12 protein-coding genes and 1 pseudogene are annotated in these 20,691 nt (G+C 50.5%); 5 read left to right on the forward strand and 8 right to left on the reverse strand.

Annotation, left to right across the window (positions count from 1 at the left end):
- Nucleotides 1–228 (forward strand): SymE family type I addiction module toxin, encoded by a 228-nt coding sequence (locus tag ACL2XQ_RS21685; protein WP_413721393.1) that lies wholly within the window; start codon nt 1–3, stop codon nt 226–228.
- A gap of 38 nt (nt 229–266) precedes the next feature.
- Here ACL2XQ_RS21685 and ACL2XQ_RS21690 read toward each other — a convergent pair whose 3' ends face one another.
- The 3 genes from ACL2XQ_RS21690 to ACL2XQ_RS21700 all read right to left on the reverse strand — a co-directional run bounded on the left by ACL2XQ_RS21690 (nt 267) and on the right by ACL2XQ_RS21700 (nt 2,300).
- Nucleotides 267–515: a hypothetical protein gene (locus ACL2XQ_RS21690; protein ID WP_413721394.1), complete on the reverse strand. Its 249-nt coding sequence runs from the start codon at nt 513–515 to the stop codon at nt 267–269.
- Entirely contained in the window at nt 502–1,407 is a 906-nt protein-coding gene (locus ACL2XQ_RS21695; RefSeq protein WP_413721395.1) for a hypothetical protein, read from the reverse strand. The genes ACL2XQ_RS21690 and ACL2XQ_RS21695 overlap by 14 nt, the downstream gene beginning before the upstream one ends.
- 224 nt (nt 1,408–1,631) lie before the next feature.
- Nucleotides 1,632–2,300: an adhesin gene (locus tag ACL2XQ_RS21700; protein WP_413723563.1), complete on the reverse strand. Its 669-nt coding sequence runs from the start codon at nt 2,298–2,300 to the stop codon at nt 1,632–1,634.
- Nucleotides 2,301–2,316: 16 nt separating this feature from the next.
- Here ACL2XQ_RS21700 and ACL2XQ_RS21705 point away from each other — a divergent pair, with 16 nt between their 5' ends.
- The gene (locus tag ACL2XQ_RS21705) at nt 2,317–2,625 is read left to right on the forward strand and encodes a hypothetical protein (protein ID WP_413721397.1); all 309 of its coding nucleotides are present in this window, start codon (nt 2,317–2,319) and stop codon (nt 2,623–2,625) included.
- Nucleotides 2,626–2,730: 105 nt separating this feature from the next.
- Here ACL2XQ_RS21705 and ACL2XQ_RS21710 read toward each other — a convergent pair whose 3' ends face one another.
- Complete coding sequence (locus ACL2XQ_RS21710; protein WP_413739686.1) at nt 2,731–3,588, reverse strand: hypothetical protein; 858 nt, start codon at nt 3,586–3,588, stop codon at nt 2,731–2,733.
- 609 nt (nt 3,589–4,197) lie between these two features.
- Between ACL2XQ_RS21710 and ACL2XQ_RS21715 the strand changes: the two genes are divergently transcribed.
- Complete coding sequence (locus ACL2XQ_RS21715) at nt 4,198–4,434, forward strand: SymE family type I addiction module toxin (protein WP_413727719.1); 237 nt, start codon at nt 4,198–4,200, stop codon at nt 4,432–4,434.
- Between the two features lie 312 nt (nt 4,435–4,746).
- On the opposite strand, the gene ACL2XQ_RS21720 is transcribed toward ACL2XQ_RS21715, so the two are convergent.
- Nucleotides 4,747–5,763, reverse strand: coding sequence for a VENN motif pre-toxin domain-containing protein (locus ACL2XQ_RS21720; protein ID WP_413727718.1), 1,017 nt, complete (start codon nt 5,761–5,763; stop codon nt 4,747–4,749).
- Between ACL2XQ_RS21720 and ACL2XQ_RS21725 the strand changes: the two genes are divergently transcribed.
- Nucleotides 5,736–6,104 (forward strand): SymE family type I addiction module toxin, encoded by a 369-nt coding sequence (locus tag ACL2XQ_RS21725; RefSeq protein ID WP_413739687.1) that lies wholly within the window; start codon nt 5,736–5,738, stop codon nt 6,102–6,104. The two genes, ACL2XQ_RS21720 and ACL2XQ_RS21725, sit on opposite strands and share 28 nt — an antisense overlap.
- Before the next feature lie 75 nt (nt 6,105–6,179).
- A pseudogene (locus tag ACL2XQ_RS21730) lies at nt 6,180–7,363 on the forward strand (IS3 family transposase); the annotation flags it as partial.
- A 360-nt stretch (nt 7,364–7,723) separates the two neighbouring features.
- Here the strand turns inward: ACL2XQ_RS21730 and ACL2XQ_RS21735 are convergent.
- From ACL2XQ_RS21735 to ACL2XQ_RS21745, 3 genes are all read right to left on the reverse strand, one after another.
- Complete coding sequence (locus ACL2XQ_RS21735; RefSeq protein WP_413739688.1) at nt 7,724–8,248, reverse strand: adhesin; 525 nt, start codon at nt 8,246–8,248, stop codon at nt 7,724–7,726.
- A gap of 167 nt (nt 8,249–8,415) precedes the next feature.
- Nucleotides 8,416–8,682, reverse strand: a complete 267-nt coding sequence (locus ACL2XQ_RS21740) for a hypothetical protein (protein WP_413721401.1) — start codon at nt 8,680–8,682, stop codon at nt 8,416–8,418.
- Nucleotides 8,679–20,423, reverse strand: a complete 11,745-nt coding sequence (locus tag ACL2XQ_RS21745) for a hemagglutinin repeat-containing protein (protein ID WP_413739689.1) — start codon at nt 20,421–20,423, stop codon at nt 8,679–8,681. The genes ACL2XQ_RS21740 and ACL2XQ_RS21745 overlap by 4 nt, the downstream gene beginning before the upstream one ends.
- Nucleotides 20,424–20,691 lie beyond the last annotated feature (268 nt).

Raw genomic sequence — 20,691 nt, forward strand, 5'->3', positions numbered from 1 at the left:
ATGGCTAAGCGCGATTGTAAGTCAGAACTTGGCACAACTGAAGTAAAACCATCACAACCTCGTTATTATACAGTAGGTTATGCACCTAATGGCGGAACGCGCCAGACCAGCCCGCAGTTGAAGATAAGCGGGCGGTGGCTTGATGAACTGGGCTTTAACACTGGGCAAACGGTAGTGGTAACGTCTGAGCAGGGATGCTTGACCATCAAAACTGAGCTTAACGTCTAGAACTAATGTTATCATCCCGGCATAAGGCCGGGATTTGACTATCTGATTTTTTGTATGTCTTTATAATAACAACAAAACAATATAATTCCGATTGGAAAACCTGTTAGGCCAATTTTGCAAATGATTTTTATCTCTTCTTTTCCAAAAGGAAATGGCTTATCAAATTCCCACATTAACCATCCTTTCAGTAAGTAAGCAAAGACACCACTTACAATAAAAATAAAAACCATTGAAAAACACATATATATCAATAAAAATAAACAAAATTTTAATTTATTTCGTTTCATCTTTAATTCCAGATACACTTTGGTTCAAGCGTTCTCCCACAACTTCAGATACAAACGAATCAGTAATATTTGCACTAATTGAAGGTAAAGGATTCATTGGCGCAGGCTTCGTTATTGTCCAGATCCCAATCGGCACCCATTCGTATTGTTTCGAGACTGGATTAAGTACCTTATCCATGGGGACTTTGAATACGTTTCCTGCAGCATAGCCCACTGAAGCCCCTGATTTACTCAGTAATGCCCCCATAAAAGGATCGTCCCCTTTTATTTCCGCCGAATAAAAGCCGCCTGCCGCATTCCAGGTGACGGTAGGGTTATATCCTTTACCCGCCGTGATTGCACCAATGACTCCAGCGTTGATCACATCGGTAAGTTTGACATCGCCTGTCGCCCCTGCTTGTATCGCCGCATTAGCCGCGCCCGATATTCCAGCAGCGATTAATTGCTCTTTTCCACTTGGCCCTTGAATAATGGATTTTGCACCCATCATAATGACTGGCCAAGACGTAGGGTCACTGACCACAGACAGCACTCTATCACCGGTAGTGATATTATCTTTAAGGAATTTAAGATCATTTTTATTTAGATAATTAACTAATGCGGCGGCTTCGGGCTGCTTTAATTTCTCATCTAGCCGAAATTGCGAAGGATGAGCATCATTGGCAACATTTGTTTCAGCCTGAATAAGCTCTTCCAATGTCACACAGGCCACGCCGCCACCGCTGCATGCATCAGCAAGTTCTTTCGCATTCTTGTTGCTGATATCAATGTATTTCTCAAGTAAGGGAGTGACGTCTTCACCCGTCTCTTTCAGGTCGGCTAGCTCTTTATCCAGTTGCCGTGCTTCTTTTGCACTCAGGAAGTTATTCTCCACCTTAGTCGGATGACCCATGCGTTTTCTTAGCGCTAAGCTTGGACTTAATCCAGATTCCCACGCCAAGCGTCGTACCGGCTACAGTAGCTTGCTTTAGAGAGGTCAAAAAGCCATCCCCAAGATAGAACATGAAATGGCCAATCTTGAAATAAACAATAATAGATGCCAAAAGCCTAGCTACGAATACTAATATAATGAATAAAAATATATTACAAATAACTAACACGCTGAGTTTTTTGAGGTCAGTTATTCCCATCATTCTCGTCCGCATTATCTAAATACTCTTTTACAGCTCCGCCAAGCATCTCGCTAGAGAAAGACCCGCCTATAGCCCCAGTTAGATGTGCTGTATTTTCTTTAATCAAGCCAGAAAATTTATCAGTCATACCTTTTGAGACTTTATTTCCTATAACAGTACCGGCCCCAGCCCCAATCATAGCATTGGTCGGATCTTCACCTTTAGCTGCACTACCAATAGCTGCACCGCCTATATTTATTCCCACGCTGGGTAAAATAGCTTTTCCTGTGGTCGCCGCTGCGGTAACCCCGGCCATTACCACATCAACATAGCTAAAAGGATCGCCTCCGCTGAGTTGGACGCCTGTATTAACACCAACACCGATCGCAGCATTGGTTACCATCCCCGTTTTGATCGATTGGCCCAGCGGCCCCAATCCAAACATTAGCGCGGGGTCACCCATACTCGCATTCGAAGTATGGTAACCCCAGGTGTTCATAATGGTGTGGGCTTTCTGCTGCGCTTCGCTGTTGGGCGCTGACTTAAGATAATCTTGCCCCGTCAATAAGCCGGTCACCAGCTCTCTGGTTACCGCATCTCCATGTTGAGTCTGCATATCGGCCGCGTAAAGCCTGATATAGCTTTTCAGTTCATTACGTTCATCGGCCGTCATCGCTGCCGGATCTTTCTTGAACTGGCTGACCAACGCATCACTGCGTTTATCGGCATTTTCCAGCGCTAAATACTCCTTCGCCGTTTGCAGCGTCTTATCACCGTTGATGATTTTTTCCGCTAAGTCGTCCCGTTTTGTCGCGGAACGGGTGCTCAGGAAATTATTCTCCTCGACTATTTTTCCAAAATTTCAATTATTGGATCCTGAAGAACCGCTATCTTCAAGTCTAACTTTTATCCAGATGCCGATACCGAGAATTGAACCCGCTGTGATGCCTCTTTTTAGTGAAAGTAATGCTGCTTCTTTCCAACTGAAGGAAAAATAACCATGCTTGAAATAAACTAAAATTGAGGCAACAAAGCTCCCAATCATACAAAGACCGACAAAGACTAAAACACACCGACAAATAAGAGAGATAAGTAAATGTAATTTATTTGTTGTCATTTTTAAGCCCAACTTTGTCTAAATCATCCTTTACGCTACTGCTGATGATCTCGTTTGTTGTAGCCCCCCCGACATTACCTATTAATCCTGCGGTTCCCTCTTTTACTGCTGTCGATAATCCTGTAGTAATGAATTTATCAGCTTTATTACCTAAAACAGTGCCTAGCCCAGCACCAATCATAGCATTGGTCGGATCTTCACCTTTGGCTGCACTACCAATAGCTGCACCGCCTATATTTATTCCCACGCTGGGTAAAATAGCTTTTCCTGTGGTCGCCGCTGCGGTAACCCCAGCAATTACCACATCAACATAGCTGAAAGGAACGCCTCCGCTGAGTTGGACGCCTGTATTAACACCAACACCGATCGCAGCATTGGTTACCATCCCCGTTTTGATCGATTGGCCCAGCGGCCCCAATCCGAACATTAGCGCGGGGTCACCCATACTCGCATTCGAAGTATGGTAACCCCAGGTGTTCATAATGGTGTGGGCTTTCTGCTGCGCTTCGCTGTTGGGCGCTGACTTAAGATAATCTTGCCCCGTCAATAAGCCGGTCACCAGCTCTCTGGTTACCGCATCTCCATGTTGAGTCTGCATATCGGCCGCGTAAAGCCTGATATAGCTTTTCAGTTCATTACGTTCATCGGCCGTCATCGCTGCCGGATCTTTCTTGAACTGGCTGACCAACGCATCACTGCGTTTATCGGCATTTTCCAGCGCTAAATACTCCTTCGCCGTTTGCAGCGTTTTATCACCCTCAATGATTTTTTCTGCCAACTCGTCTCGTTTTGTTGCTGAAGGCGTGCTTAAGAAATTATTCTCCACAACAACTTCAGCTGACATGCATCCCTGCATAGTTGGTGACTTTCCCTTGTCAGTTCAGTGACTTACAACCTACTTTTTCTACTGCATCTCTCCCCAGAGACCCGCAGCCCCCGACGCGCGTTTTTCGCCCCGTGGCGCGGTTTTGCCTTAACAGAGTATCAACGTGTTTCTCTACGGCGAGTATATGGGCGATGGGTTTTTACTCCGAGGCGTTGAGGCGGGTCACAGCTTGTCTGTGGCCCGGCGAACCGTCTGCCGGGCGTGGGCTGGCGAAGCCCGCAAGCGACGCACTGCGGCGCTCTGGACCACGGAAGGTTAAGGGAGCGCCGGGCCTGCATGACCGCGCCGGACTGGGCTGGGTGGCGCAAGCTGGCGAGCCGGGAAGGAGCAACGCAGTGCGACCCGGCGTAGCCAGGCGAAGCCGGGCGGGCATAAAGCCTTTAAGCGGAGGCCGGCAGGCCGTCAACCCCATAAGGTGTTGATGTTGATGTTGGTGTTGATGTTGCTGAGGATCGGCGCTGATTGTGACGCCGCCAGGGATGGCGGCCACACCGCCGTGGCTTAAGTGATAACGGAAGATAGGAGCAGAGGGCAAACCGGTCACGGCGCCGCCCAGGAGTAGTTACTATGGCTAAGCGCGATTGTAAGTCAGAACCTGCCACAACCCAAGTGGTTAAAAAAGAAGGATATCAACCCCGCCACTACACCATCGGTTATGCCCCCAACGGTGGACGTAAGAAACCCAGCCCACAGCTAACCATAAAGGGCCGATGGCTGGAAGCGCTGGGATTTAACACCGGCCAGTCGGTAACGGTGACCACTGAACAGGGATGTCTGACGATCAAGACTAAGTTGGGCGTTTAAGATAATCATAGAAAAATCCCGGCCATAAGCCGGGATAAGGTCACATAGGTATGGCTATATCAAAACGAACCTTAGTCGGATGACTCATGCGTTTTCTTAGCGCTAAGCTTGGACTTAATCCAGATTCCCACACCAAGCGTCGTACCGGCTACAGTAGCTTGTTTTAGAGAGGTCAAAAAGCCATCCCCAAGATAGAACATGAAATGGCCAATCTTGAAATAAACAATAATAGATGCCAAAAGCCTAGCTACGAATACTAATAGAATGAATAAAAATATATTACAAATAACTAACACGCTGAGTTTTTTGAGGTCAGTTATTCCCATCATTCTCGTCCGCATTATCTAAATACTCTTTTACAGCTCCGCCAAGCATCTCGCTAGAGAAAGACCCGCCTATAGCCCCAGTTAGATGTGCTGTATTTTCTTTAATCAAGCCAGAAAATTTATCAGTCATACCTTTTGAGACTTTATTTCCTATAACAGTACCGGCCCCAGCCCCAATCATAGCATTGGTCGGATCTTCACCTTTAGCTGCACTACTAATAGCAGCACCGCCTATATTTATTCCCACGCTGGGTAAAATAGCTTTTCCTTTGGTCGCCGCTGCGGTAACCCCAGCCATTACCACATCAACATAGCTAAAAGGATCGCCTCCGCTGAGTTGGACGCCTGTATTAACACTAACACCGATCGCAACATTGGTTACCATCCCCATTTTGATCGATTGGCCCAGCGGCCCCAATCCAAACATCAGCGCGGGATCGCCCATGCTCGCATTCGAAGTATGGTAGCCCCACGTCTTCATAAGGGTGTGCGCTTTCTGCTGCGCTTCGCTGTTGGGGGCTGACTTGAGATAATCTTGCCCCGTCAACAAGCCGGTCACCAACTCTCGAGTCACCGCATCGCCGTGTTGCGTCTGCATATCGGCCGCGTAAAGCCTGATATAGCTTTTCAGTTCATTACGTTCATCGGCCGTCATCGCTGCCGGACCTTTCTTGAACTGGCTGACCAACGCATCACTGCGTTTATCGGCATTTTCCAGCGCTAAATACTCCTTCGCCGTTTGCAGCGTTTTATCACCCTCAATGATTTTTTCCGCTAATTCTTCTCGTTTTGTTGCTGAAGGCGTGCTTAAGAAGTTATTCTCCACCGCGTTTTTGCCAGCCTGCGCCCCCGCAGTCGCACCTGATATGCTGCCGCTACTGACTCCCGCCGCGATCCCCGACGCCAGCGTCGACAGCGCGCCCAGGTTCTCCTTTTGTTGCGATGTCAATTTATCGCTGTCCGCCGTGCCGTATAATGCCAGTGCTATCGCCGGCGCGGCCATTTCGCCGCTTGCCGCACCGGTCGCTCCCGCTACGGCGTTGGCGCCGCTTAGCTAGGTTATTACCCCGCCCAGGATGGCATGCGCCACCACGTTATTCCGCTTCTCCTCATCGCTCAGATTGTAAGTCAGAACTCGGCACAATTGAAGTAAAACCGTCACAACCTCGTTATTATACAGCAGGTTATGCACCTAATGGCGGCTCACGACAGACCAGCCCGCAGTTGAAGATAAGTGGGCGGTGGCTTGATGAACTGGGCTTTAACACTGGGCAAACGGTGGTGGTGACGTCTGAGCAGAGATGCTTGATCACCAAAACAGAACTTAATGTATTAGCCCCCTGATGATCCATACACTTTGACCCGCCTAAAATAAGAGGTAGGCTTGGAACTATGTTCAAGACTGGTCAAAGCGAAATCATGGGTACTGTTCTTACTGAGCCAGAGCGACGCCGTCGTCGCACTCCGCAGGAGAAGATCGCCATCGTTCAGGAGACCTTCCAGCCAGGAAGCTCCGTTTCTCTTGTCGCTCGTCGTCATAATGTGAATGCTAATCAAGTCTTTAAATGGCGTAAGCAATACCAGGATGGCAGCCTGACGGCGGTCTCTGCCGGCGAAGAAGTTGTGCCGGCTTCTGAGTTAAACAGTGCCATGAAACAGATCCGTGAACTCCAGCGTCTCCTGGGTAAGAAAACCATGGAAAATGAGATCCTTAAGGAGGCGGTAGAATACGGCAAAGCAAAAAAATGGATTGCGCACGGACCCTTATTGCCCGGGGACGACGAGTAAAACCAGTGAGTGAAGCTCTGGGTGTGTCGCGTGCGCAGCTCTCGCTTTATCGTTATCGGCAGGCTGACTGGCAGGACGGTCGCATGCAGCGGCATCAAGATGACGCCGAATTACTGGAACACATCCGTGCCGAAGTTGCCGACCTTCCGAGTTATGGCTATCGACGCATCTGGGCTAATCTGCGCCGCCGTTCGGAGCAGGAAGGTCTGCCGAGGGTGAACGCAAAACGGGTATGGCGCGTGATGCGTGACAACGGCTTGTTGTTAGAGTCGAAACCCCGTCCCACACCGGATACCCGTCGTCACACAGGCCGGGTGGCGGTGGCCGAAAGCAATCGGCGCTGGAGTTCGGATGGCTTCGAGTTCCGCTGCGATAACGGCGAAAAGCTGCGGGTCACCTTCGCCATCGACTGTGGCGACAGGGAAGCCTTGGACTGGGCGGCCAGCACCGGCGGTTATGACAGCGATACGGTACAGGACGTTATGCTACGCTCAGTTGAACGCCGGTTCGGGCAAAACCTGCCGACAGCGCCCCTCGAATGGCTGACGGATAACGGTTCGGCCTATCGTGCCGATGAAACCCGGAGCTTCGCTAAAATGCTGGGCCTGGAGCCCCGAACGACCGCGATCAGAAGTCCACAAAGTAATGGTGTAGCAGAAAGCTTCGTTAAGACGATGAAGCGTGATTATATCGGCATGATGCCAAAACCGGACAGCCAGACGGCAGTGTTAAACCTGTCGTTAGCGTTCGAACATTACAACGAATATCACCCGCACAGCGCTTTAGGATATCGCTCACCAAGAGAATATCGGCGCAGGGGGAAACCATCAACCTAAGCGGGAATAGGTGCATGGATATATGGGGTCAAAACCACTTAACGTGTAGGACTAACGTTATAATCCCGGCACAAGGCCGGGATTTAATAGCAAGAAAGAGATCGGCTAAAAACCTTTTACTTTAAAGAGGCGAAAAAGAACTAGGCCTATTCCAGTTATCCCTCCACCTGCACCACCCACTTTCACCCCTCTTATAACTTCAGAATGAATTATTTCAAAATAACCATTAACAAAATAATTAATCATCACCAACGAAAAATAAGATATCTCGGCAATCAATATACCCGCTAGAAGCGATGTCATGAGAATGTAAGCATTAGGAACAAATGACCTCAATATTTAATCTCCGCCTTCCTGCTTAGCTATAATTTTTTGTATTCCATCTCCAGTCATTTCTGAAGTGATAGAGGCGCCTGCGTTACCAAAAGCACTAGGAATTTTACTCGGTAACATTTCTTTCGATATGCCAAGCTGCCCCTTAACTTTATTATATTTTAATAGCTCAGGGCGAAATTTTGGATCCCAGCCGCCAGTGACTGCTTTACCCACAGCATTCGTTCCTTTAGCGATAACCTTACCAAATCCATAACCTACAGCCCCACCGGCACCACCCGTTATTGCCCCAGTCAACGGATCATCACCCTTAATGGTATTAGTTAAAGCACCGCCTGCTGCATTCCAACCAAAGGTTCCAGCCAGCCCGCTTCCCATACTGGCTACATTCACCCACCCAGCCACTGCGGCGTTCACTGGATTTATGTCTTTATCGTCATCGTCCAGATATTGAACTCCGGCATTAGCCGCCGCGCCAAGCCCCCCCCATAGCCTGGGCCGCACCCGGTAACATTGCAACGCCAGCAGCATTAGCGATACCGGCGGATACTTTGGCATTGCCTTTCGCGATATCTCCGGCCAGTTGGGCTTTCTCCTCTCTATCCGTGTCTGGTATCTCACCCAGCCAGAACCCCAGTCCGGAACCCGCTGCCGCACCGCCCAGAGAGTTATTCTCCACAACATCTCTTTTTCAATCGTCATTCATCAGATTTTGTACATTTTGAATTTCTTAGCTTAGCCTCAATCCAAATTCCTATACTAAGGACTAATCCTACTGAAATTCCTTTTTTTGCTGCTGAAATAAACTGACTCAACCAATCAAAGTAAAAGGGGATGTCACTTATTATAAAAAAATAAGCAGCAACAGCCAGACTCACAAAAAAAATAGCTGTGAAAATGATTAAAGACCAATAAACAATCAAAAATATCAACAAAGTTAAACTTACTTGTTCAAATCTCATCATTTCATATCTACTTCATCTATTTGTTCTTTAACCCCATCACTCACTACTTCAGATATCACAGACCCTACTACCGCTCCACCTTTATCAGAAGTTGCTTTGCCAACAGCCTGACCTATAGAAGTCGAAGTAACTTGACCTGCTTTACCCCCAATCACTGAACCCAACCCAGCCCCGACTATTGACCCAACCGGATTTTCTCCTTTAGCAGCACTACCTATAGCAGCTCCGCCCATGTTGATTACAGCAGAGGCCCCCATTCCCTTTCCTGTTGTTGCTGCTGCGGTTACACCCGCCATCACCGCATCAACATAACTAAAGGGGTCGCTCCCACTAAATTGAACGGCAGTATTAGCACCAACACCGATCGCTGCATTGGTTAACATCCCCATTTTGATCGATTGGCCCAGCGGCCCCAATCCAAACATCAGCGCGGGATCGCCCATGCTCGCATTCGAAGTATGGTAACCCCAGGTGTTCATAATGGTGTGGGCTTTCTGCTGCGCTTCGCTGTTGGGCGCTGACTTAAGATAATCTTGCCCCGTCAATAAGCCGGTCACCAGCTCTCTGGTTACCGCATCTCCATGTTGAGTCTGCATATCGGCCGCGTAAAGCCTGATATAGCTTTTCAGTTCATTACGTTCATCGGCCGTCATCGCTGCCGGATCTTTCTTGAACTGGCTGACCAACGCATCACTGCGTTTATCGGCATTTTCCAGCGCTAAATACTCCTTCGCCGTTTGCAGCGTTTTATCACCCTCAATGATTTTTTCTGCCAACTCGTCTCGTTTTGTTGCTGAAGGCGTGCTTAAGAAATTATTCTCCACCGCGTTCTTCCCCGCCTGTGCACCCGCTACCGCATTGGCCGAACTGTCGCCCGCCAGGCCGCCAGCTAAGCCCGCAGCCAGTGTACTTAATACGCTGATGGTCTGCTTTTCTTCTTCGCTCAAGTCTTCGCGTTCGATATCTGGATAGAGATGCTGGGCAATATATTCGCCTATCACGCCCCCAGATGCCCCCGCTAAAGCACTGTTGCCATTCACCTGCGCCACCAGCGCGCCTAAGGCCGCATGCGCCATCAAGTTGGCTGTCGTATTCACTTCAGCCGTGCCCGCGTCAGTAGTCATATGGTGAATCCCTTGCGCCACATAGGGTGCGCCTGCGCCGACCAGCGCCTCCGCCATAGCTCCACCCGCCAAACCCTGCACTGCAGCAGTCGCCGCCTGGATCGCACGCTGGCAATAGCCACCGGTACCGAAGCCCGACTCCGTTAATGCCTCGTTATAGGCCGTCTGATATATCCGTTGTCTGATATCCTCATCCGACGGCGCTTCGCCTTGGTAATCCTTCCGCCACTGCGCTTCTGCCGCAATACGATCTTCGGGGTTCATGTTCTGTAGCTTTTCGTTCGCCGCCTGGGTAGCCATAATTTGCCCCTGAGTGCGCGCCACATCCGCCGCCTGGCTGCCTATTTCGCCAATCAGCCGCGCTTCCCTCAACCGCCGTTGCTCCTTCTCTTTATCGAAGATAGGACTAAGCGTTTGATGGGCGTTTGCAACATCGCGACTTAGGTCCGCCACATCCTGCCGGCCTTCCGGATTACGAAGAGTAATAGCACCTTCAGACACCGCCGATTGCGTGATAGAGCGACTGTTATCGTTGCTGTTGTTCCCCATCGGCATGGCGTTCGCCATATTGCCGGCAAACTGCCCGCCGATATTTCCGCCGTTGCCAAAATTCGCGCTCTGGTGCGTCACCTGAAAATCGGCCTGGTTCTCGATATTGCTAAAGCCCAGGGTGCCGGTAGTCAATGAATTATTGCCCGCTTCGGCGGTCGAACCAATCACCGCGCCGGTGAGCTGAGTATGTTCCCCCACCGTGATATCAAAACCACCCTTACCGGCGAAAACCCCCGTTTGCTCCTGCACCGAGCGGTAGCTGCTGTGTATCTTATCCCGGCTCAGATTAATATTTGCCGAACCACTCATCGAACCAAAACTGAAGCTGCCGCCCGCGCTAGAATTCTGCTGTTTGCAATCATAACTTTCTTGGTCCTGCACGCTGTTCAATGCCAGATTGCGGCCGACGTTCATCGTCACCGTCTCACCGCTTAGCTGCGCTCCGGCAAGGGTGGTATCACGCAGGCTGCTGATATTCAGCAAATTACCGCTAGTCGCCGTCATTACGCTATGCGTTATCTTATTGCCTTCCTCATTGCCGCTCCCCTTATTGATACTGGCCGACACATTTATGCCCCAGCCGCCCTGGCCAACACCAATACCTATACCGACGCTGCCTCCCTTGCTCTCATTTTTACCCTCCATGCGCAGCGTATTTTTAGCCGACTGAAGATTGATATCTCGCGCCGCATCGATGAAGATATCTTTCCCGGCCTGAAACCGGCCACCCCGCACGGTGATATCGCTGCCTGTGGAGCGGATGGATAAGTTTCTGGCCGCTATCAGTTGGCTTCCCTGGCTCTGTGTCCAACTAACGGTCTTCTCCGATTTAGAGGACTGGCTACCATAGGACAGACTAACGCCGATAGCATTTTTGTCATTGGCGTTTGTCGCCGCCAGAGCACCGCTTTGCGCGGCCTGCACACTGCTCAGCGCCGCCTTGATGCCCTGCAATGCCGCCAGGCGGTTATCGTTTTCCTTGCTGGCTTCAGCGGTATTGGTAGCCGCTGAATTTACCGCGCTGCCCACCGCGCCGGATAACGCCAATGTCAATCCACTCCATTTCTGCTGGAATTTTTGGGTCTGTGTGCTCTGGTTTTCAGCCGACATGATAGCAATGCTATTACCGGTCAGGTTGATATTTTTGCCCGCTAGCAACTCGGAGCCCCGCACCAGGATAGCATCGCCTGCATCCATTGTGACGCTGCCATGTGTAGCTCCCAGTATGCTGCCTGTATGGCTGATATTTAGCGCGCTATTAGCGTTATTAGTGATGCGGTTGCCAAAACGATAGCCGATGACACCGTTGTCGGAAAGACCGGATGTCTTGCTCTGACTCTCCGCGCCGGCCTGAAAGTGGTTTTGCGCAGCCTCAACCATTATATTTTTTTTTGCCATCAATATCATATTCTGGTCGGCTACCGCGTTACTGCCTGCTATTTTGATATCGCCGCCACTCAATAAGATGATTTCCTGACCACTTAGCAGGCTACCACGGGACACGCTACTTCTCTCATCCCCTTGATACGCGGATTGGCTACCACTAATAAGCCGGTTACAATTGCTGTTGCCATCTTGTTTTGCATAAAGTTTATCTTGGCTGCCATACACGACGATGTCCCCCGCCGCTTTAATCGCTAATATGCCAGTCTCGCTTTGTACCTCATATCCTGTTAAAGCGCTATGCCCATACCCGGAAGTAACATGCGCCCCGGCCTGCAACTGGCTAGCCCGCACAGTGATATCGCCGCCGGTGGCGTGTATATTAAGATTCGCGCCCGCGGTCAAGTGACTGCCGCGGTTTTTTGATTGGCTGATGAATTGCTCAGATTTGCGGGACTGTTTACCGTATGAGAGACTTACGCCGCCAACATCAATTTCATTGACATCACTGGGCTGTAACATGCCGCGCTGCGCAGTCATCTGTTTACTCAGCGAGGCCTTTATATCCCGACGCGTGGTCGGCCCGCGATGGCTTTCTTTGACGGCTATAACACTACCGGAGACGGCCGACTTCACCATACTACCTATCATGCCGAAGGGGCTAGCACTCAGTCCGCTCCGCTTTAGCTCAAACTTATGAGTTTGAGTACTCTGATTTGCCACCGGGAGAATATCAACATCCTTACCGGCCAGATTGATTGCGTTACCCGCCAGTACATCCGAGCCTTGCACCCTAAGGGTATTGCCCGCGTAAAGGGTTACGTCGCCCTGTCTAGCGCCCACCGTGCTGCCAGTATGGCTGATAGCATCCAGGGTATCGGCGGTTTTCGTACGGAGATTATCGTTGCTAAAGCCGATACCGCCGGTACTGCAAAAACCTGATTTCTGGCTCTGGCTCGCCGCGCTGGCCTGATATCGATTTTCCGTAGCGTCCACCATAATGTCGTTGCCCGCCAGCAGTGAGATAGCCTCGCTGGCAACAGTATTACTGCCTAACACATTAATATTCTGAGCACTGTGCAGAACAACCTTTTGGCCGCTCAGCAAACTGCCCTTGGATGTGCTGCTGCGCTTTTCAATTTGGTAAACACTTCTTTTGCTGCTGACATAACCTTTACTGCTGCTGCTGCCCTGTTGCTTGAAATGCCGTTTGTCCCGGCTGGCTATGACTGAGATGTTACCTGCCGCTTGCATCTCTATCGCTCCTGTTTCACTTTGCATTTCACTACCCTGCAGCGTGATATCGCCCTGCCCGGCAACGATAAGTGTACCTTGCCGATCGTTAAAGACGCTGCCCAAAGAAATATCACTCTCCATATCAATTTGGCGCTGGCTTCGCCCGCGGCCTTCTTGCCGACGTTCGCTATCGCTTTCGCTCAACTGTTGGCGCGCTTCCTTAATGATTGCCTGTTGCGCACTCAAGGCGATACCGCCTGAAATACTGTCAACCGTGGCTCCTTGCGAGACAAAATTCTTTCCGGACAGAATCATAACGCCGTGATTACCTTCCAGTGTGCTGATGTGCAAAGCATCTGCCCGGCGGCTATTTCTTACCGCCGAAGTGCGGCCACCCGCTTGCAGGTGAGTATTATTAGTGGTGGTATCGGCCAATAATGCGATATTCCCTCCAGCCCGCGCATAAAGCTTGCCACCGGCGGAGGCTTGGCTGCCTTGCAAAGTTGTATCATGAAGGGACTGTAAAATAAGGTTATTTCCCGCCGACAGGTGGCTGCCCAGCGCTTGCTGCCATTCCCCGTGGACCCGGGCCATCCGCGGCCCGCTTACCGTCATTGCTGCGCTTATGCTCTTATTCAATGGGTTAGCTATTATGCTCCGGCCTTCACCACCGCCTCGGTTGCCCAAGGAGCCGGAGATCATACTCAAATCCTTATCGGTGCGACTACGGGCCATGGTTATGCTTAGGCTATTGTCGGCACTGAGGCTGATATTTTCCTCAGCGCTGAGCCTGGCGCCCTGCAAACTGATATCGCCGCCGCTTATGCTGATATTACGGGCGTTCATACTGGCCTGACGCAGTGCGTCCCGCAGATTGGTGTTTAATGCGACACTGTCAGCATGTAAACGTATGCTGTCGGCATGGATGCCGCCGCCAGTATTGTTAAAGAGACGGCTGTCAATATTCAGCGCTCTATCTGCATAAAGGTTACCGATATTGTTGATGGTTTTCATGGACAATCGCAGATTACCACCAGCAATCAAGGCGCCATGCCCCGTTAATCCGGCTTGGTTCCGGGGGCTTATCAATGCGCATACCGCCTGTGTACAGCCGGCGACGTCGCCCGTGTTGCTCTTCAGCGAAAGGATCTGATTATGCAAAGCAGCGTGAAGTGTCGGCGTTAACGCCATAGGGGGCGTGAGATATGAATCTGTCGTGACTCCGGAAACATGTTCTTTGGTAATCAAGGCTAGCTCGTTGGAATCGAAGGCGCTGTCGATAGCCGGCAGTAGTACAATAGCGGACTGCCATGCTCTGGGTGCACCATCGACCGCCGACGGATGAGTTACCCACTGCGCGCTGTCAAATCCCTCCGTATTCGGCCCAGTTACCAGCGCGTTGATTTGCGCTGGGTTGACCATGATATTCTCAAGGCGTGCGCCTTTAAGGGTGACATTGCCCCCGCCGTTAATTATCCCGTCGACGGTAGACAATGCGGTAGTCTCATCACGATTGAACGTGGGATACCAGTGTTTAGCGTCTCTGTCGTAGTGATCGACGATGTATTCCCTGCGCCGTTCATTTATTGAATAGGCCCGGTTAGTAATATTGGCGCCACCACTTGTGAGGTGGCCCCTGGCGCTAATGATACTGGCATCATTCATTAGCTGCCCGGCAACGCGCAGATCCATATTGCCACCTGACAATATGCTGGCGCCATTGCCAGCGGATACCAGTTTATCCCTGGTCACGGTTCCGTTCACCGTGCGCTCCCGCAAGTTACTGTAATCGGTCACAAACGGTATATCGGCAATCGCTATATGGCGTTCGGGACTCCATAGCTCAACCTGGCCCCGGTCATGTTCACGCCAAAACATATTGTGATAACGTGTAGGAGTAGATGTTTCCGGCAGTTTTAATATTCCTGACCCATAGAAGCCAATCTGACGCGGCCCCCGCATTTCATAAAACGTCATGTTGTGGCTACCATCGGCATTCGGATCCAATGTCAGATAATGAGTCCACAGGTTCACCAGTTCTCCCCGATGGTTCTGCACACGCACTTCCACTCTTTGGGCAGCGGTGTCTATATTCAGCAATGTGCCATAGGGGTGAATGCCCGCAGCGTGCTCATCACGAAACGTCAGCCTTTGGGTCGTTGGCGCTACGGTATTAACGTCGGTATTCTCCTTAGAACCATACGAACGCCAATATAAATTATAACGATGCCAATTATAGTCGTTTTGCTCAGCATTCCGTGCAATATCCAACCCTTCGCGCAGGTTATCCAGGCGTTTGGCCTCTATCGTGATGTCTCCTCCGGCTTCGATATGACTGGCGCGATTTTCAATGACATTACCGCTCGTCAGATACATTGCCCCCCCACTGTGAATCAGGGCGCCGCCCATATTGCTTAGCCGCTCCCTCGTTTGCAGGTTGAGATGCTCAGTGGCGGCGATACAGCCGCCACTGCCTTTATTCTCAATAAGTTTGCTGCGGACGGTAAGCGATTTACTTGTTAAAGATGCGTTATTATTCAGAGTATCGAGATTGAGATTGAGCGTGATTGCTTCGATGCGCCCTTGATTGGACATTACGCCAGTGCTTACCTGCAACTTATTGGCCACCAGCCGGGCTAAATTATTAAAATGCGCGCTGTTGAGAGTCAGGTCGCCAGGCAATAGCCAATCCGCCACATTGTTTAATAACCCAGACACCGTTAGGTTAACAGCGCTGTTGCTGCTTAGCGTATCCCCATTCCGTTGGATAAAATCCTGTCGCATATTTAGCGTTAACGGCCGCTGGCTTAGCAACGTGCCGCCCTGGTTATCCAATAAACCGGTGTCGATCGCAAGGGTCCCACCGCTTTGGATATTGCCGCTTTGGTTAAACAGCGCCAGGTTTGACGCATCATCGCTCTGTACAGTAAGTGGGCCATGGCTTAAAATATGCCCGTGCCGATTGTCTAGCTTGTCTTGTAATATCAAGGTTAAGGCACCCGCGCTTTCTAACCGGCCCGCGGTATTGTCCAGCTCGCGCGCGTGGGTACATGTACGCGACTTGCCAAACACTATGCCGCCGTCGCGATTGGTCAATTGCCTGGTATGCACGTCCAATTTATCTTGGCTCGTTATAACGCCCTGATTGTTTTGCAACAGGTCAGTCAATATTCGCAGTGCCTGATTGGTACATAGTTTGCCTTGCGTATTTATGAACTCTCGGGACTTCAGTTTCACCGCGCCTTGGCTGGCAATATTGCCGTTGCGGTTATCCAAGGTGTCGCCAAACCGCATGGATAGATTATCAAACGCCCTAATTCTGCCATGTGAGTTAGCGAGATTACTCGTGTATATTGTGCTGTTCCCACCGCCGGAAAGGTTTCCGCCCTGGTTATCCAGTAAACCGGCGTCGATCGCAAGGGTCCCACCGCTTTGGATATTGCCGCTTTGGTTAAACAGCGCCAGGTTTGACGCATCATCGCTCTGTACAGTAAGTGGGCCATGGCTTAAAATATGCCCGTGCCGATTGTCTAGCTTGTCTTGTAATATCAAGGTTAAGGCACCCGCGCTTTCTAACCGGCCCGCGGTATTGTCCAGCTCGCGCGCGTGGGTACATGTACGCGACTTGCCAAACACTATGCCGCCGTCGCGATTGGTCAATTGCCTGGTATGCACGTCCAATATATCTTGGCTCGTTATAACGCCCTGATTGTTTTGCAACAGGTCAGTCAATATTCGCAGTGCCTGATTGGTACATAGTTTGCCTTGCGTATTTATGAACTCTCGGGACTTCAGTTTCATCGCGCCTTGGCTGGCAATATTGCCGTTGCGGTTATCCAAGGTGTCGCCAAACCGCATAGTTAGATTATTAAACGCCCAAATTTTGCCATGTGAGTTAGCGAGATTACTCGTGTATATTGTACTGTTCCCACCGCCGGAAAGGTTTCCGCCCTGGTTATCCAATTTTCCGGTGAGTCCTATTTCAAGCGTCCGCGCTCCTTTCATGAGTCCGTGGTCACGATTGAGCAACTGGTCCGTAAATAGAGATAATGTACCCTCACACAATACTTTGCCGGCGTCATTATTCATCAGACTGCGCTCGCCGGGAAGCAATATCAAATCTTGCTGAGCCGTCAGGACGCCGCCTTGATTATAGATATTGCGTTTACTCTCCAAACCTAACCTAGCGCCAGATTTCATCTCCCCCTGGCGGTTATTTATCTCATACTGCGAACTGATTTCCAGATTTAACTGGCTTTGTACCGTCCCTTCTTGATTGTTTAACGATTGTGTGGTGACTGCCAGGGCCTTGCCGCTTTGAATGTTTCCGTTCTGGTTAAATAGGGACAGACCAGACGCATCAACACGCTCTATTGTAAGAGAGCCATGAGTCACGAGATGCCCGTGCCTATTGTCTAACTTTTCCAGTAATGTCAGGATAGAGGAACCCGCGCTTTCTATCCGACCCGCGGTATTGTCGAGCTCGCGCGCGTTCACCACGGTAAATAACTTGCTAAACACTATGCCGCCGTCACGATTGATCAAATGCTTGGTATGCACGCCCACTGTATCCTGGCTATTGATAACACCCTGATCGTTCTGTAACAGGCCAGCCGAAATTCGAAGAGGCCGATTGGCACAAAGTTTGCCTTGTGTATTTAAGATATCTCTGGACTTTATATTTATCGATCCTTTACTGACAATGTCACCGCGGCGGTTATTTATCCCAGACCTTGACTTGATAGCCAGATCTGACTGGCTTTGCACCCTCCCCTCCGTATTATTTAAATAATGAGCGGCGACGGCGAGTGCCCCGCCGCTTGAGATATTGCCGCCCGAGTTAAATAGCGATTGAAGAGAAATATTGCCGCCATTGATATCAAGCGCGCCCGTGGATGAGATGTATCCCTGCCGGTTGTTTAATAGATCAACCAATAGCAGGGTTAACGAACTGTCACTTTTTACCTGTCCCGCGGTATTGTCCAGCTCACGTGCATGCACATCCATGCTCGTCGCGCCCTTCAGCATACCGCCGTTGCGGTTGTACAATCGCACGGCTTGTAGCGTCAATGCATCCTGGCTACTGATGACACTTCGAGAGTGTTGCCCTTGTTTACTCTCTATCCGCGGTGGCTGATTGGCTTCTGGCGCGCTTGGAATATTGAGGATAGTTTCGGCATGTAGACGCTGAGCCCGCCGGCTGAGAATTTCACCATCGCGATTATCCAAAACGCGGGTAAACTGCATGACCAACATGCCTGATGACTGAATACTTCCTAAAGAATTGATTAAACCAAGCGCGCGCACATTACCGTTGCCATCGCTCACGACATTACCGTCCTGATTTTCCCATGTCCCTGCGAGGTCTATTTCAAGCTCCCGATGGCTATGCACCATGCCGCGCTCGCGGTTGGTTAAATGTCCCCCTTGCAGTGATAATGCGCCTTCACTTGATATCTTGCCTGCGTCATTATCAAACAAGCTCTTCATACCGCCTTGCCAGATCAAATCTTGTTTTGCCTCTAACACGCCGGCTTGATTAGAGACATTCCCTTTACTTTTCAACGTCAGGTTTGCGCCTGATAACATCTTGCCGTGGCGGTTATTTATCCTCTCTCCAGCGGTAATGGCCAGATTGGATAAGCTTTGCAGCGTGCCCGCTTGGTTATTCAACGTAACAGTATTCAGTTCCAAGCTGCCCGTACTGCTCAAAACCCCCATTTGGTTTGAATGCAGATGGTTCACATGCCAGCGTTGCGCTGTATCGCTCAGTACTACAAAACGTCCACGCAGGTTATTCAGGTCGGCGGCATGCAATCCGATCTGCCGTGCTTCAATAACCCCATCAGTGTTATCCAGTCCACCCGAAAGGGTCATATAGCTTTTACCCTGGCCTTCCTGCAACCAAACGCCCTCCTGGTTTAACAGACCATCGGCGAAAATCTGCCAACGTCCAGCCCGGATGCGGGCGTGTCGGGTATCAATGTCGCCGGCGCTCTCCACTATTAACTCCCCACTTTCCACATGCGCCTGTTTCAGGACAACGCCTTCCGTTGCTGTTAATTTGGCCCAGTCGGCCTTCAAACGGCTTTGTTTTAAATTCACTCGAGGGCTTGTGATATCGACTCTATTCAGGCTCATTAAACTACCGCTGGCGTTTACCACCGACTGACTTCTAAGTGTTAAATCCGCCATGCGATGCAGTGTGCCGCTCGCATCACTGCCCGCTAACAGTCGCCCGCTGCTCTGAATGGCTTTTTCAGCGCATAATGAGACATCGCCCGCCGCCGCCAGCGTGCCGGATTGCTTAATCTTCCCCTGCCGGCTTACCAGGATAAGCTCTCCGCCACTGTAGAGTTTGCCGGAATGTTCAACACTACCCCTGGCTGTCAGGGTAATATCCCCTGTGGCTACTGTGGTAGGTTCCGTTAATCCAGACTGCAAGAACAATTTGCCCTCGCTGCTCACCGTTAGCGTCTTCTCAGCCACCAAGTGCCCGCCCTGGTTACGTACGCCTACCCCGGATTCTGTGCCGATCATCCTGATATGGCCACTATACATCCCTCCCATTCGCCCCATATCGATAGCAAACTCAGCAGGCTTATCCTTTCCACCAGGCAATGTGCCTATTATTCTGCCCTTTGCATTGATTTGGTTGCGCCCGGCGGCGATTGAAATGCTTTTTTTGGCCCAGATTCCTGCGTTTACCTGCACCGCTTGCGCCATGATATCGACATATTGGGTATCGTGGCGCGCGTTCCTGTTGAGACCACTGCCTTCAATCCGGATTAGCCCACGTTCCACATGATAGCCAGCAACAGTACCATCCGCATTAAGCTGTGGTTTACCGGTGGTGAGCGTCATACGCCCGGCATTTATGGTTCCGCAGCCGTCGCATAGTATGCCGGATGGGTTGGCGACGATGACTTGCGCCTGACCGCCTGCCACTTCGAGATAACCCCGCAATTGGCTGGGATCGCTGCTGTTCACTTGATTAATAATGACACTTGCGGGTGCGACATTGGGATCGAATCTGCTATTTCCCGGAATATCACCTGCTAATTGGGTCGATGTCATCACTGCAGAGTTATTGAGGATGGCTCCTTCTTGGCCGACATCGAACTGCTGAAAATGATTGTGTGAAACTCCCGCCTGGTTGGGAGCATTGATATTGACTTGTGGTAACCCATTATGCGTTATTACCACCTCTGGGCGCTGTTCGGGTGCAAAGTGGCCATCGGCGATAATTCCGCCGGCAGACACGTAGCAGGGAAACAATGCCAGACCGATACGCCACACGACACAACGCAGCGTTATCCATATGCGCTGCATGCCAGTACCGCGGCGTTGCCCTGGCCTAGCGCCGCAGCTGCGGGCCAGCTCCGAGACTACCCTTAACTCACCCCGTGATCGGCTGAAAATAATGCAATAGCACTGTTTATTCATAACTGACTTCCCTGTTTAAAAAATATCCATTTTAAAAACACCAACAGAGTGGTACTAACATTGACCTTTATAGTTCTACATTGATGCTAAAACCGCTGGTGAGGCCGGAGGTATGGAACTTATCCGGCTTAACCAGCGGGACGCCGGCAAAAAAATCAAAACTAAGACACTTCCACAATGCGCCCCGCAGACCTAAGGCGCCGCCAGCCAGTTGATGTTCTGCCAAATAGCGGGTGCCGAGACCATCCGCACGACCATAATCCAACGC

The organism is Sodalis sp. RH14 (assembly GCF_047324285.1).
In the GTDB taxonomy this organism is placed as follows: Bacteria; Pseudomonadota; Gammaproteobacteria; order Enterobacterales; family Enterobacteriaceae; genus Acerihabitans.

What these genes read in the sequence shown, in the direction of transcription:
- ACL2XQ_RS21700 (WP_413723563.1), bottom strand. Translation starts at nt 2,300, where the DNA reads ATGACGGCCGATGAACGTAATGAACTGAAAAGCTATATCAGGCTTTAC.
- ACL2XQ_RS21735 (WP_413739688.1), bottom strand. Translation starts at nt 8,248, where the DNA reads ATGCTGCTGGCGTTGCAATGTTACCGGGTGCGGCCCAGGCTATGGGGG.
- ACL2XQ_RS21720 (WP_413727718.1), bottom strand. Translation starts at nt 5,763, where the DNA reads ATGGCCGCGCCGGCGATAGCACTGGCATTATACGGCACGGCGGACAGC.
- ACL2XQ_RS21745 (WP_413739689.1), bottom strand. Translation starts at nt 20,423, where the DNA reads ATGAATAAACAGTGCTATTGCATTATTTTCAGCCGATCACGGGGTGAG.
- ACL2XQ_RS21715 (WP_413727719.1), top strand. Translation starts at nt 4,198, where the DNA reads ATGGCTAAGCGCGATTGTAAGTCAGAACCTGCCACAACCCAAGTGGTT.
- ACL2XQ_RS21725 (WP_413739687.1), top strand. Translation starts at nt 5,736, where the DNA reads ATGCCAGTGCTATCGCCGGCGCGGCCATTTCGCCGCTTGCCGCACCGG.
- ACL2XQ_RS21740 (WP_413721401.1), bottom strand. Translation starts at nt 8,682, where the DNA reads ATGATGAGATTTGAACAAGTAAGTTTAACTTTGTTGATATTTTTGATT.
- ACL2XQ_RS21690 (WP_413721394.1), bottom strand. Translation starts at nt 515, where the DNA reads ATGAAACGAAATAAATTAAAATTTTGTTTATTTTTATTGATATATATG.
- ACL2XQ_RS21695 (WP_413721395.1), bottom strand. Translation starts at nt 1,407, where the DNA reads ATGGGTCATCCGACTAAGGTGGAGAATAACTTCCTGAGTGCAAAAGAA.
- ACL2XQ_RS21685 (WP_413721393.1), top strand. Translation starts at nt 1, where the DNA reads ATGGCTAAGCGCGATTGTAAGTCAGAACTTGGCACAACTGAAGTAAAA.
- ACL2XQ_RS21710 (WP_413739686.1), bottom strand. Translation starts at nt 3,588, where the DNA reads ATGTCAGCTGAAGTTGTTGTGGAGAATAATTTCTTAAGCACGCCTTCA.